Genomic DNA, 13,377 nt, shown 5'->3' on the forward strand with positions numbered 1-13,377 from the left:
TCAATATACATATACAATAGAAAGGATGTATTCAATGACAAATAAAATTGAAAAATTTGCAGCTCAATTAATAGAAGCTGAACGAACCCGCGTTGGAATTGATCCGTTAACTACGATAGATCCAGAAATTACAATTGATGAGGCATATTTTATTCAACTGCAAAATATTAAAAAGAAGTTAGCCGGAGGACAAAAAATAGTCGGTAAAAAAATCGGCTTAACTTCTGTAGTAGTACAAAAAATGTTAGGTGTGGATGAACCAGATTACGGACATCTTTTAGATAGCATGGTAGTTGAAAATGGCGGAACAATTGCCATTAAAACAATGCTTCAACCAAAAATTGAAGGCGAAATTGCTTTTATTTTGAAAAAAGATTTAAAAGGTCCAAATGTGACTGTCCTTGATGTTTTACAAGCAACAGATTATGTGGTTCCCGCTTTAGAAATTGTCGACAGCAGGGTTCAGGATTGGAAAATCAAATTACAAGACACTGTTGCAGATAATGCTTCTTCAGGATTAGTCGTATTAGGTGGCAAGCCGACAAAAATTGAAGATATTGATCTTGAATTAATTGGCATGGTATTAATGCAAAATGGTGAGGTTGCCAATACTGGTGTGGGGGCCGCTGCTCTTGGAAATCCGGCTTCTTGTGTTGCATGGTTGGCAAACCGATTGGCTGATTATGATATTACCCTTAAAGCGGGGGAAGTAATTCTCTCCGGTGCACTTTCCGGCATGGTGGTTGCAAAACCCGGTGACAACTTTACTGCGAGATTTGCCCATCTTGGACAAGTAAGCGTTAACTTTAAATAATTTGGCTTGAATAGATCATGAATTTGTATCTGAGGAGGAAAAGAAATGGCTAGTGAAATCATTAAACACATTGCAGATTATCTTGAAGCAGCAGAATTAGAAAAACGTGAAGTTGTAAAAATCACAAAGACAATTAAACCTGATTTAACTGTGGCGGAAGCATATCAAGCACAAGAACTGCTTGTTCAAAAGAAATTAGATCGAGGTCACAAAATCGTTGGTCCTAAAATGGGCTTAACAAGTAAAGCAAAATGGGATCAAATGGGTGTTTCTGAGCCTATTTATGGATATGTATTTGATTATATGCTTGTTGATAATGGCGGAGTTGTTCCTTTTCAAATTCATCCAAAAGTAGAAGCTGAAATTGCTTTCCTTATTGGTGAAGATATTGAAGGACCTGGAATTACTGGTGCCCAAGTATTAGCAAAAACAGAATATGTTTTGCCGGCACTTGAGATCATTGACAGCCGGTATGAAAACTTTAACTTTACACTTACAGATGTAATTGCTGATAATGCATCTACTTCAAGGGTTGTTTTCGGAAATACACTTAGAAAACCAAGTGATTTTGATTTGGAATTAGTAGGTGTTACACTTTCTATTAATGGCCAAATAAAAGAACTTGGAGCCGGTGCAGCCGTTTTGGGGCATCCAGCCAATGCAATAGCTGTGTTAGCCAATATGCTTGCCAGAAAAGGCGACAAAATTAAAAAAGGTGAAATCATCATGTCTGGCGCCTTAACAAGTGCTGTCCTTTTAAAAGTAGGGGATTTTGTTTCAGGGAAGTTTGAAGGACTTGGAGAAGTTACTTTCACTGTTGGTGAATAAATAATAATAGTTAAAATATGTTAAGAGTAAAATTTATTAATGATTGAGAGGGATAGATTATGCCGATTATTCAAATAAACATTATGGAAGGCAGACCGCCTGAAAAAATAAAAGCATTAATTGAAAATATTACAGATACAGTTGTTGAAACATTAGATGCTCCTAAACAAAGCGTCAGGGTTTTGGTCACTGAAATGCCAAAAACTCATTGGGGAATTGCCGGAGTACCAGTTTCCGAAAGAAAATAAAAATAAGTAGAAATTAACTTGTTTGAAGATATTCATTTAGTAGATGTTTTTCTTATTCATCGGTGATTTACAATAAGGCGGAAAGTTTTGTAGCGATTTTATTCTTGAATTTCTCAAACAATTCCAAAGACCTGCTTTTAGCTTTTATGAAGTTCCAATAAACGGGGCGCTTGTTCGGGCAGTTGTTATATAGATAAAAAAATGTTAGTAGTTTTTGTGAAAATTTAACAATAGGGAACTTCATCTAGATTTGGCGGACATGAGTGGATGTAGACTAGAAGACGGACACGTAGAATTGGTCATTTGTTATAATGACAATTATATATAAAAGAGGACGTGTCTTTAGTGGGGAAACATTTTGATAACGAATATAAAATGCAAATAGCTCAACTAGTAGTGGATGAGGGCAAAAAGGCTACTCAGCTGGCAAGGGATCTAGATATTCCTATTGGAACAATTAGAAACTGGATACAAGTTTATAAGAGTAAAAAGAATGAAGGTTTTGTAGGTAGTGGAAACTTATCGCCTGATGTGAAGGCAGTTAAAGATCTTGAAAAGCAAATTAAGGATCTTCAGGAGGAAAACGCAATCTTAAAAAAGGCTATGCACATTTTCACGAAAAGCCCGATGTAATTTATGAGTTTATTAAGAATCACCAGCACGAGTTTCGTGTAGTGAAGATGTGCAGTGTTTTTGGTGTTTCTAAAAGTGGGTATTATGATTGGCTCAAACGAGACGAAAGCGAGCAGAGGATGGCCCGTAAAAGACTTACTGAGGAAATCAAAAATATATACTATAAATCTAAGAAGCGATACGGAAGCATTAAAATTACACGAGAACTACGTAAGACAGGATTTTCTGTATCAGAACGCCACGTTCAGAGGATCATGACAGAGGAAGGAATGAAATCCATAACAGCTCAGAAGTTCAAAGCTACGACCAATTCAGACCATGATAAGCATATTTATCCAAACCTTCTTGAACAAAACTTTAAGACATCTGGACCAGGAGTGGCGTGGGTATCTGATATCACCTACATTTGGACACGCCAAGGATGGTTATATTTGGCCAGCGTTATGGATCTTTATTCACGAAAAATCATCGGGTTTTCTATGAGCAGTCGTATGACCAAGGAACTGGTAATACAAGCGCTGGAACGAGCTGTGAGGCACCAGCCTCCTAAAAAAGGTCTGATCCACCATTCGGATCGGGGTAGCCAGTATGCATCTAAAGAGTATACAAAGATATTAAAAGACGCTGAAATACCAATAAGCATGAGTGGAAAAGGCAACTGTTATGACAATGCTTGCATTGAGTCATTCCACAGCGTAATTAAAAAAGAGCTCATATTTCACAAGGACTACAAAACGCGTAAGGAAGCAAAGAGCAGTATATTCGATTACATCCTGAGTTTTTATAATTCATGGCGAATCCACTCCACTTTGGATTATTCCACGCCAAATGAATTTGAAAAAGCCTATTATTTAAAAAACGAAGCTGCTTGATTCTAATAATTCCCCTCTCTGCTTTGTGACAAATCTGAAAGATTGTCACAAGGTGGAGAGGCCACCAAGCGGTAGCGCGGTAGAGGTTCCAAAAAGAAAAAAGCTAATATTTATGTCCGTTTTCTTGACGGAGGTCCATGAGTGATCTTATTTTTGATTTAATTACCTTTTTTCTACTTTAAACGGACATGGAGTATCTTATTCAACTCAAAACAAATGAATAATGCTCATTTATCAACAAATAAGGGATTCAATGTCCACTGAGTCTATCAAAATACGACTTTTTATAAAAATAGCGGAACGTATGTCCGTATATTACTCAAATTAAGAAAAGGGGAACGATTGTCGTACGCATCCCTTTTCTACTAAATTCTTATTCAATCATTACTTAACACTAGAACTAATAAGTATTTCATTTAACTTTAAGTTTACTGGATTAGCGATTGTATCGCCAACAGGGCATTTACTTTCTACAAAGGCGATAAATTCTTCAACCTTTTCTCGTGGCGCATCGGTTTCAATATGAATGTTATAGCGAATATCACTAAAACCTGGGCGGACATCAGATTTATTCAAAAAGCCGTCCGTATCGAGATCACCTTCAAGTTCAATCCTGAAATCATCCAGTTGAATATTAAACTTTCTAGAATACACTCGTGCCACAATAGCTTGGCAAGCTCCTAAGGCACAAAGAGCCAGTTCAACAGGATTCATTCCTGTATCTGTTCCTCCGAGTGTTTTTGGTTCATCAATGGTAACCTCGAAATTTCTGGACTTAACCTTAACTTGGACTCCTGCTTGTAAATGAGCATTTGCTTTAAATGTCTCTTTTGGCATGTTTTAAAACCAACCTTTCTGATATGAATAATTTGATTATGTTTTTTTATTATAACCTGTTAGTGTGAAAAATCAAGTAAAAATTCCTAATTTTCAAACAAATGAGAGAGGGCTAGAATTCAATGGTACAATCCTTGTTCTAATTTTATAAGAGTAAGTATGATAGCTTAAGAAGGATATCAGTACCTAAACGGCGAATATTGGCATGTGTTTGATGGTAATAACTGAAATTTAATAAACCATGCTTATCCCACGTTTAAATGGACAGGTAGATTTTCAATAAAGAGTGTGAGGAATTGACGAAGATGATACATATTTTATTTGGTGCAGCTTCTTCCGAAGGTTTTAAAGTTGCTTTAAAGGAAATGGGGCTCGATAAGAAGGAAAAAGTCATCTCGTTTTGGGATATCTTCTCGTTTGGACCCATATGGCAGCTACATAAAGAGAACGGACTAGAAATGAGATTTGAATGGATGAAGAATTGCATAAGCGACGGATCTGAATTCTTTGATTATCAACAAAGGTATAAAAAGACACTAAATAGTATAAATGCTATTCCCGAAGGAACCCATATCACGATTTGGACATCTGATAACGCACATGAACAGACAGGCTTGCGATATGTTATGTTTCTTTTGAAGGAAAAAAATATTGATATTACCCTAATGAACACAACAAAGGTGTTTGAAGAACTGTTTCCAGTGAAAAACGTCAAGTATATACTATTAAATACAGGTGAAATTTCGCCAGAAAAGCTCCAAATCATATTTGAAAAGGGACAAGGACTGTTCCTTTCAGACCATGATCAAGAACAATTACAGAATGACTGGCAATCCCTTTCAGAAAATCAAGAGGTTTTAAGACTTTGGAGAAACGGAAGGATCCAGAGCGTTTCTGAAGATTACTATGATGAATTAATGAAAAAAAGGGCAAAAAAGCTTCAAGCTAAACAAGATCCAAAAGCTTTTATGAAATCAGCAAGATTAATAGGGGATATGCTGGGGCATGTTGACCAATATATAGGGGATGCTTTTCTCGAATATCGACTTAAAAAGCTGATAGAAAACGGAATATTTGAGTCAGAAGGAAGTCTCTATTCAATGCGATATTATAGTGTAAAATTGCTTTAAGCTATTGGATAATAATCTCCAGTCGTGATTTTTGTACTTAGGCGACTGGAGTGCAACACTACTAAGCTAGTAAATGGTGTATGTAAAAAGGCCGTTAGATTAAATGAGGCTATGTGAGATATCAAAAGAGAGCAACAGGTAGCAACGAGAGTGGAAAAAGCTTTGTAGTCAGACAAGTATGAACACAACAGAAGAGGTCACACTACACCATCGGTTACTTGTAGGTAAGAATACGTTTGGTTGGGAGTAAACGAAAAAACAGGATGAACCGTGGTGGGTCTCCTGTTTTTTTTATTTCAATCAATACATCTTTGTGATCAATCAAACAAGGCGTGCTTAAGAAAGATAATAGGATTTGCTATTTTTTCTAAATGTAACAGGGAATATGTAGTGAAGATATCTTAGGTTAAATAATTCTGTGATAATTGTAAAGTTGCCTCAAAATCAATTCTCCTGACTTTTGGCGGTTTCCTTCTTGCAGAAATAATTCGTTAAGAACAGGCTTAAGAAGTGGATAATCTTTGGAGATTTCATTAGCTGTAGATTCAAAAGTATGAGGATATTTTTCATTGCTTACAAGGGCTTGTAATTCTTGAAAAAGTTTCTCTGTCTGGGTTGAAAACTCATCTTGGTTCATTTGTTTCCACAAATCCGGAGTTTTGTACTGAAATGAATTGGTAAAGTATGTCGTACAAATATCTAAGATTTTTCTTCTTAAATTATCTGGGGTTATATACTCCATTAAATTCACCTCCTTTTTTACATATTACCAAAGAAAGCTCAAAAATATTTACCTTGATTCTTGTGAATTGTTACAATATTTAATATTTTGCCATATCTTCCAAGAGCCTTGTGAACACTATCTACCTATCTATTTTCTAGAACAGTAACAAAAAGAGTGAATGGCTTGCGATTTTTCGCACCGATTGCACGCTTTCTGAACAGGTAATCGCATGAATCTATGGCATGGCTAGGATATTGAGGTCTACTTAAGACGACCAAGTCCCTATTACGCCTGCAAAAAGAGTTCCAAAGGACGTCTTGAGTATTAATAATACGAGAAAACTATTGTTATATTATGGTTATTATGTAAAAATTAATAATGATTTCTAGTATTTTACTTATAAATATGTTATTAAAGTTATTTATTCCGGTGGTTTTTAAAAAAAGAATAATAGATAAAGGGGAGGAAATTTTGAGTAAAAAGATATTTATTATTGCACTACTATTTACAGTTTTGTTTGGAACGATAACTTATGCCCATTCTGGAAGAACCGATTCAAGTGGTGGTCATAATTGTAGTGAACAATCTCAATCTAAGGGTTTGTGTACAGGCTACCACAATCATAATGGAGGAGGTTCCACTAGTAGTAGTACTCCGATCATTAGTACCGATAAAGATTGTACAGATTTTGGAACTTACGATGAAATGGTTCAATATTGGAATTCAAAGGGATATTCTGCAACTAATGATCCCGAAAACCTAGATGGATGGGGAAACGGACAAGTAGATGATGGGATACCATGTGAAGCGCCCAGTGGATATGACAAAACAAAGATAAATAACAGCTCTGAACAAATTCAATACAACCAAGAACAACAAGATATTACAAATGGTGATAAACAAGGATATGCGCAGGGTGTAAATGATGGATATCAAGAAGCTACAAATAACAGCGCTGCTATCAATGGTTCTAACTCATTCAAGCAAGGGTATGCTAGTGGCTACAATAAAGGGTACGAGGAAGGCAATACTAGAATTGAAGCTGAAAAATTAAAGGCTACTGATGAGGGTTACGCTTTAGGCCAAAAGCAAGAAGATATTGTTGTGCGTGAGAACTATGCTTCTCACCCAAGTTTAAAAAAATCTTTTGAAGATGGTTTTAATAGGGCTGTAACTGAACGAATTGAGGCAAAGAAAAAAGAATATATAAATTTAGGCTATAACGATGGAAAGAAAGATATCCACTCTCCCCCCATGGATGGCGAAAAAGGTATTGCTGCATCTTATCAAAAGGGATATAACAAAGGAAAGAACGAGTTAAAAGATGAGTATCTTAAACTAGGCTATCATTCTGCCTTTACAATGATCAAATATAAAGACCCCAACTTAAACAACGAAAAGTTCGAGAAATGGTATAGGGAAGGCTTTGACTCGAATAAAGAAGTAGTAAAAATTAAAGAGGCTGGCCGTTCTTTAGGTAAACAAGGCGAAAAATTATTTATTCCATCAAAATATAAAAAAGGTGAAGCCATTTTCACCGCTTATTATAAATTAGGTCTTAAAGATTACGAAGAACAGCAAAGCACCAACCAAAAGGCTGCCACTGGTGGCGCTGGAGCTGTTGCGATTGTTTGGTTAGGTAGAAGATTATATATAGCAAAAAAAATGATCAGTTAAGGGAGTAGTTTAATGGGCTTTTATCGAACAGTTTGTCATAAGGTCGAGGACTTTTTTGTAAAGATGTTATCAAAAAAGCAAGATGTAGAGGGTCTAAAAATAAAAGTTAACCACTATCGAAGTGAAAAGGAAAAACTTCTTCAACAAAGAAAAATGGAAAAAGGAAAGAGACTAGCTGATTAGAATAGGATAAGAAAAAATATATTCTATCAAGAACAAAAAATGGTATCGAACTACTCGTTAAATGACACGTTTATTAATCCGTGTCATTTTTTTTTTACCATTTATTAATATCATTCTTGCTGGAGTCTTACTATCTGGTGAATAAAAACATTTTTTTTCATTAATATTGGGTTCAAAAATCTATTTGAATCGGAATCAAGTACTGGCAACTTTTCATTGAGTGATTAAGAAAATCTCAAACACATTCACCGCCTAAGCTGCTTCTATTCTTCTTTTGATTATCGAGATTGTTTCGCGATGAATCTAATATATTTTCAAATTCAGCAACAATTAGATCTTGAATTAATTTTTTTACATTAACTGAGTTTTCGGGTGAAGCATAAAATCTTATAATCTTCAAAACAATTTCCCCTTGTAGTAGGATTCTTTATTTTTAAAAATGGAAATAACAATAACTCAATACTGATCTTTTATAGATAGTTGTTAAATTATTGGTAAAATTGCTTCCAAATTTGTAAAATCAAAAATTTCAAACGGATTATATTCTCAAGATTTTAAAAAATCCACGTTTGGCAAGAAAAATTAAAAAATTTTTTATTAGATTTTTTCTTTCTAATAAATAGAATCAAATTGCTGAAGGTATCTAGGTGAAAGTTTTCGGTAACAAAATGGTTCCATTGAGTATAGTGTAGGGATTATATTCTCAAAAATATTGAAAAACCATGTTTGGTAAGAAAAAATTTTAAAAATTTTTATTAGATTTTAACTTTCTAATAAATAGAATCAAATTGCTGAAGGTATCTAGATGAAAGTTTTTGGTAATAAAATGGTTCCATTGAGCGTTTGAAAAGAAAAATTTAAAAATATTTTTGTTAGATTCCTTCTCTTTAATAAAGGGAACCAAAATGTCGAAGGTATCAATTCGAAAGTTTGCAGCAACAAAATGTTGGTTTCATTGAGTATTGCGAAGAGATTATATTCTCAAAATTTTAGAGAAAACACATTTGGTAAGTTGAATTATACATATTTCTTAGACATTGAATTCCTTCGTAAGATAAATAGAAAAAATTATGAATAAATTTTAACTATTAAGAAAAAAATGGTTACAAGTGGTAAAATGGGAAAAAGGAGGGGGTTAGATGGGCCTAATTTCAGGTATTCGCTTTATTAGATATTCAGTAAAAAAGAGCAAATTTATAGGGAGATTAGGAGATACCTCATCTATATCAACTATTGAAGATCCTTATAGAACAAAGTAATAAATCAAAGAATACTAATAATGCTAAGTATGAGTTTTGCTTAAACGATCAATTTTTATCCTCAATAATTAAAAAGCACACTGCAACAAAAGATGACATAGAAGAAATTTATAATGAAGTTAAAAGCAATAAATACATACTATAATTTGCCATTTTGAAAAGGAGGGAGATTTAATTGAAAGAAGGAAGATTATTCTTTATTAACACGCCTGACCCAGATCGCCCTATTGAATTAAAATATCGAGTTGAATTTAACGATATTCAAAAATGGTTTGGGAAAGAAGAGGATGCTTTAATTTTTTTGTTTGATAATGGTGTGAGGAAATACCAATCCTTTACCAAAGAGTTAGGGGAATATAAAAGTTTGAAAAACATACAAACCTTTGAATTATGGAAACTAGAAAATAGAGTTGGAAAAGTTATATATGACTATCAAATGTATATAGATAAAAACGATGAAGTAAAAAAGAGAAAAGCTTATATTTGGAGATTTGTTGGTTATGGTAGGAGTTGCTTTGCAGAAACAAAAGAAGAATTAAAAGAAAAAGTATTATCATTTATTCTTTACTATAAAGATGATCCAGAGGAATGCGGTCATAATATTTACCCATACTACACCAGATATTACCGATAAAGGAGTATGGTCATTATGAAAAACTTTATTGCATTTGATTTTGAAACTGCTAACTGTAGTCGTCACAGTATTTGTTCCGTTGGTATGGTCTTTGTTGAGAATGGTAAAATTGAGTATTCCTTATATCAATTAATTAATCCAGAAGAAGAATTTGATTTTTTTAATATAGCTATTCATAAAATTACTCCTAACGACGTGAAAAATGCCCCAACATTTGATGTTTTTTATAATTACATCAAAGAAAAAATAGAAAATAAATTAATGGTTGCTCATTATCTACCCTTTGATGGATATGCCTTACGGGATAATTTAGCCAGATATCAAATTCAGCCCTCTAGCAATCAATTACTTTGTACATATCAGTTATCAAAACGACTACTTTTGGGGCAATCTAGTTATTCATTGGATTCTTTATGTGACTATTTCAGAATTGACTTGACTAACCATCATCACGCTCTGGGTGATGCAAGGGCGTGTGCGGAACTAATGTTAAAATTAGTTGATCAGTTTGACTTAGTTGATTTTGAAACTCTTTTTGAGAAGACAAGGATAAGGCCAGGAGTTATTTCTCCAGATAATTATCGTTCTTCCCTTGTTTATAATAAAAGTAAAAGTCACGGTAGGTCGTTAGACTTAAGGGAAATCGAAGTCAATGAATATGCAAATCAAGAAAATCCTTTTTACGGTAAAAACATTGTATTTACCGGGAAGCTCAACCTTTTTTCTCGAAAAGAAGCTGCTCAGTTGGTAGCCAATAAAGGTGGAATGCCACAAAACGGGATTACTAATGAAACTGATTATATTATTCTTGGAGATTTTCAAAATGTAATGATTAAAAATAATAAATCCACAAAGTTAAAAAAGGCCGAAGAGATGATCAGCCAAGGAAAAGAACTTGAAATTATTAGTGAAGAAGATTTTATAAAAATGTTATGAGATTTCTTTAAAGCAACATTTTCCTGCTGAATTATTTCTAGATTCGTGCTTAGTTTTACAGTAGCGAATAGGTTTCAAATGAGGGGGATTATTACCATATTTGAGGGAATATTAATGGGCAAATATGATTTGAAAACCAAAATTAATATATTTAGTTGAGTTAGCTTGATGATCCTAATTTTCATAGGAGTATTTAAACAGCCATACGGATATTATGAGTTCTTAAGAATTTTTGTGTTTTTAAATTCAATATTTTTAACAAAAGAGGCTTTTAAAAACGTAAAAAGGAATGGATTTGAGTATTTATATCTTAGTTTACTTATTTTATTTAACCCAATTATTCCAATTTATTCAACTAAAGTTGTTTGGGTATTACTAGATATAATTTCGGTGCTATTGTTAATTATTACATTAGTTTTCGATAGACCTGAAAATTATAAAAAACAGTGAAGAACTTTATTAAGGTGATGGAGCAATTGAAAAGTTTATTTTTTATATGTTTGATTTTTATTTTGTTGATCCCTACACCTACAGAAGTTTTTGGACACAGTGGTAGAACTGATAGTTACGGTGGACATAACAAAACATCAAATGGCACTTATCATTGTCATTCTGGTCCTTGTCTTGATGATGCTTGGGAAGAAGCCTATGATACATTTTTTCCAATTGGTCAGAAAGACGGAAAAAAAAGAAATAATCGGGTATCAATCATAAGTGAGGATTTAACCAATAAATTAGATCCGGATATTGCAGAATATATGGTTCTATATGCAATAAAGGCCTATAAAATAGGCTATGAAGATACATGTATTTTAACATTTTGGGAAAGATACAGATGGTATATTGGCGGTGGTGCAGGAATTACAATTATAGGGGCATTTGCACTTATAAAAAGCAAGAAAGGTCATAATTCTTTGTAATAAAAATTAAAAACCTCTATTTTTTTAAATAAATACAAAGAAGAAATCCCGTTTTGTGTTACTTTTTTAAGATATTAATAATTTTTTATTACTTTTAACATAATGAACAATAAACTTCTAAAAAATATCAAATATAGATTCAAGGAGTCCTCTATAATGGAGCTATTCGTTAATTATTATGATGTTCTTGGAATAAGACAATCAGCTACCAGTGAAGAGATAAAAAAAGCTTATAGAAAAAGAGCAAAAGAAACACATCCGGATAAGAAAAATGGAAACGATGATTTATTTAAATTAGTAAAAGAATCGTATGAAGTTCTATTTGATGAAGAATCAAGGAGAAAATATAATTTACTTCTTGAAGAGTACATAAAAACTCACTGTGTGATGAAGGCTGATTCCGCTGATCAAAAATTTAATATTCATACCCGGCAATCAAACGACAGAAACCAACAGTCAAAAGGAAATCTAATTAGAAATTTAGTGATAGTTTTATCCTCTATTGCAGCTCTATGTATCATTACCTTTGGAATATATAGATATCAATCTAATGTTAAAGAAAGTGAAGAGCTTAAAAAACAAATTTCTGCAATTCAAAAAAGTGATAAACAAACTTCAAAAAAGAATACTTCTGAAACCTCAATAGAGGACACTATACACGACAATTCACAAGCCCCAGTTCAAGACACTACTAATGATACAGTTTCAAACACAACGAAATACAAAGAAAATGCGGATCCTGCTTTTATTGCTTTTTATGAGGATACCAGAGTAGATTATGAGGAATTAATTAATGAGTTTAATAATGCCGAAAAAATTGACTTTAAAGAAACTCAAAATTTAATTGATGCAGCTGAAAAACTGCGAGTTATTGTAAGTAAAGACATTCTTAATGGTCAATTTGAGTTTGCCAGACAAGCGATGCTAGATTACTTGGATAATTTGATTTCAGGATTAAATACAAATATACCTCAATATGAAATTATTCAATATGTACAAGATATTGAATTGAATTACCGAGATATTTTATCCGTTACTATTAAACAATAAAGAAATGTATTCTCAAATATTTAACCGTTGCTTATCTTTCCAAAATTAGCCGATAAATCATTAAATATATTACCTCAGAATTACCAATTTAATTTCAAGGAGATTTGGAAAATGAAAAAATTTGATTTAAATATCGAAAAGGTATAGAGCACTGGACAGTACCGCACGCTTTGAGAGAAATAATTGCAAATGCTTTAGATGAATCAAATCTCACTGGAAGCAAGGAACCAATTATTTCTAAAGATAAGGACGGGAAATGGCATATAAAGGATTTTGGAAGAGGATTAAAGTACGAACATTTAACTCAAAATGAAAATGCTGAAAAGTTGAAGAACCCAAATAAAGTGATAGGAAAATTTGGTGTGGGTTTAAAAGACGCTCTTACTACATTCGATAGAAGAAAAATTGGACTTTTGATTAAATCCAAATTTAGTGATATTACCATTCAAAAGTTGCCTAAAGACGAATTTAATGATGTAGTAACGTTACACGCTGTTGTAAATGAACCATCTGAACCAAATATGGTAGGAACAGAATTTATACTTACTGGATTGCTAGATGAAGATATTGAAAAAGCAAAAGACTTCTTTTATTGTATTCAGGTGAGAAACTACTAGAGGAAACAAGGTGAA

Annotated in this window: 15 protein-coding genes and 2 pseudogenes; 14 read left to right on the top strand and 3 right to left on the bottom strand. The window is 33.1% G+C overall.

Going from position 1 to position 13,377, the window contains the following annotated elements:
• The first annotated feature begins 34 nt into the window (after positions 1-34).
• From B1NLA3E_RS09770 to B1NLA3E_RS09790, 4 genes and pseudogenes are all read left to right on the top strand, one after another.
• Positions 35-814 (top strand): 2-keto-4-pentenoate hydratase, encoded by a 780-nt coding sequence (locus B1NLA3E_RS09770; RefSeq protein ID WP_015593680.1) that lies wholly within the window; start codon positions 35-37, stop codon positions 812-814.
• A 45-nt stretch (positions 815-859) separates the two neighbouring features.
• Positions 860-1,642 (top strand): 2-keto-4-pentenoate hydratase, encoded by a 783-nt coding sequence (locus B1NLA3E_RS09775; RefSeq protein WP_015593681.1) that lies wholly within the window; start codon positions 860-862, stop codon positions 1,640-1,642.
• A gap of 59 nt (positions 1,643-1,701) precedes the next feature.
• Positions 1,702-1,890: a 4-oxalocrotonate tautomerase gene (locus B1NLA3E_RS09780; RefSeq protein ID WP_015593682.1), complete on the top strand. Its 189-nt coding sequence runs from the start codon at positions 1,702-1,704 to the stop codon at positions 1,888-1,890.
• A gap of 345 nt (positions 1,891-2,235) precedes the next feature.
• Positions 2,236-3,395: pseudogene (locus B1NLA3E_RS09790) on the top strand (IS3 family transposase).
• Between the two features lie 384 nt (positions 3,396-3,779).
• Here B1NLA3E_RS09790 and B1NLA3E_RS09795 read toward each other — a convergent pair.
• Positions 3,780-4,232 carry an OsmC family protein gene (locus tag B1NLA3E_RS09795; RefSeq protein ID WP_015593685.1) on the bottom strand — a complete coding sequence of 151 codons (453 nt, stop codon included), beginning with the start codon at positions 4,230-4,232 and terminating at the stop codon, positions 3,780-3,782.
• A 305-nt stretch (positions 4,233-4,537) separates the two neighbouring features.
• On the opposite strand from B1NLA3E_RS09795, the gene B1NLA3E_RS09800 reads away from it, so the two are divergent.
• Positions 4,538-5,362, top strand: coding sequence for a DUF1835 domain-containing protein (locus B1NLA3E_RS09800; protein ID WP_015593686.1), 825 nt, complete (start codon positions 4,538-4,540; stop codon positions 5,360-5,362).
• Between the two features lie 406 nt (positions 5,363-5,768).
• Here B1NLA3E_RS09800 and B1NLA3E_RS09805 read toward each other — a convergent pair whose 3' ends face one another.
• The gene (locus B1NLA3E_RS09805; RefSeq protein ID WP_015593687.1) at positions 5,769-6,104 is read right to left on the bottom strand and encodes a hypothetical protein; all 336 of its coding nucleotides are present in this window, start codon (positions 6,102-6,104) and stop codon (positions 5,769-5,771) included.
• Positions 6,105-6,244: 140 nt separating this feature from the next.
• Between B1NLA3E_RS09805 and B1NLA3E_RS25995 the strand changes: the two are divergent.
• From B1NLA3E_RS25995 to B1NLA3E_RS25250, 3 genes and pseudogenes are all read left to right on the top strand, one after another.
• Positions 6,245-6,404: pseudogene (locus tag B1NLA3E_RS25995) on the top strand (IS4 family transposase); the annotation flags it as partial.
• A 60-nt stretch (positions 6,405-6,464) separates the two neighbouring features.
• Entirely contained in the window at positions 6,465-7,763 is a 1,299-nt protein-coding gene (locus B1NLA3E_RS09810; protein WP_015593688.1) for a YHYH domain-containing protein, read from the top strand.
• Positions 7,764-7,775: 12 nt separating this feature from the next.
• Entirely contained in the window at positions 7,776-7,946 is a 171-nt protein-coding gene (locus tag B1NLA3E_RS25250; RefSeq protein WP_187292166.1) for a hypothetical protein, read from the top strand.
• Positions 7,947-8,181: 235 nt separating this feature from the next.
• On the opposite strand, the gene B1NLA3E_RS25255 is transcribed toward B1NLA3E_RS25250, so the two are convergent.
• Positions 8,182-8,346 (bottom strand): hypothetical protein, encoded by a 165-nt coding sequence (locus B1NLA3E_RS25255; protein ID WP_187292167.1) that lies wholly within the window; start codon positions 8,344-8,346, stop codon positions 8,182-8,184.
• 1,034 nt (positions 8,347-9,380) lie between these two features.
• On the opposite strand from B1NLA3E_RS25255, the gene B1NLA3E_RS09815 reads away from it, so the two are divergent.
• The 6 genes from B1NLA3E_RS09815 to B1NLA3E_RS09840 all read left to right on the top strand — a co-directional run bounded on the left by B1NLA3E_RS09815 (position 9,381) and on the right by B1NLA3E_RS09840 (position 13,362).
• Positions 9,381-9,839 (top strand): hypothetical protein, encoded by a 459-nt coding sequence (locus B1NLA3E_RS09815; RefSeq protein WP_015593689.1) that lies wholly within the window; start codon positions 9,381-9,383, stop codon positions 9,837-9,839.
• 15 nt (positions 9,840-9,854) lie between these two features.
• A complete protein-coding gene (locus tag B1NLA3E_RS09820; protein WP_015593690.1) occupies positions 9,855-10,775 on the top strand; it encodes an exonuclease domain-containing protein in 921 nt (306 codons plus the stop codon).
• Between the two features lie 168 nt (positions 10,776-10,943).
• Entirely contained in the window at positions 10,944-11,225 is a 282-nt protein-coding gene (locus B1NLA3E_RS26000; protein WP_015593691.1) for a DUF6804 family protein, read from the top strand.
• A 26-nt stretch (positions 11,226-11,251) separates the two neighbouring features.
• Positions 11,252-11,695, top strand: coding sequence for a YHYH domain-containing protein (locus tag B1NLA3E_RS09830; RefSeq protein WP_041580437.1), 444 nt, complete (start codon positions 11,252-11,254; stop codon positions 11,693-11,695).
• Positions 11,696-11,851: 156 nt separating this feature from the next.
• Positions 11,852-12,745 (top strand): J domain-containing protein, encoded by an 894-nt coding sequence (locus tag B1NLA3E_RS23265; RefSeq protein WP_015593693.1) that lies wholly within the window; start codon positions 11,852-11,854, stop codon positions 12,743-12,745.
• A 170-nt stretch (positions 12,746-12,915) separates the two neighbouring features.
• Positions 12,916-13,362 (top strand): hypothetical protein, encoded by a 447-nt coding sequence (locus tag B1NLA3E_RS09840; protein ID WP_015593694.1) that lies wholly within the window; start codon positions 12,916-12,918, stop codon positions 13,360-13,362.
• Positions 13,363-13,377 lie beyond the last annotated feature (15 nt).

The organism is Bacillus sp. 1NLA3E (assembly GCF_000242895.2).
Taxonomy (GTDB): domain Bacteria; phylum Bacillota; class Bacilli; order Bacillales; family Cytobacillaceae; genus Bacillus_BU.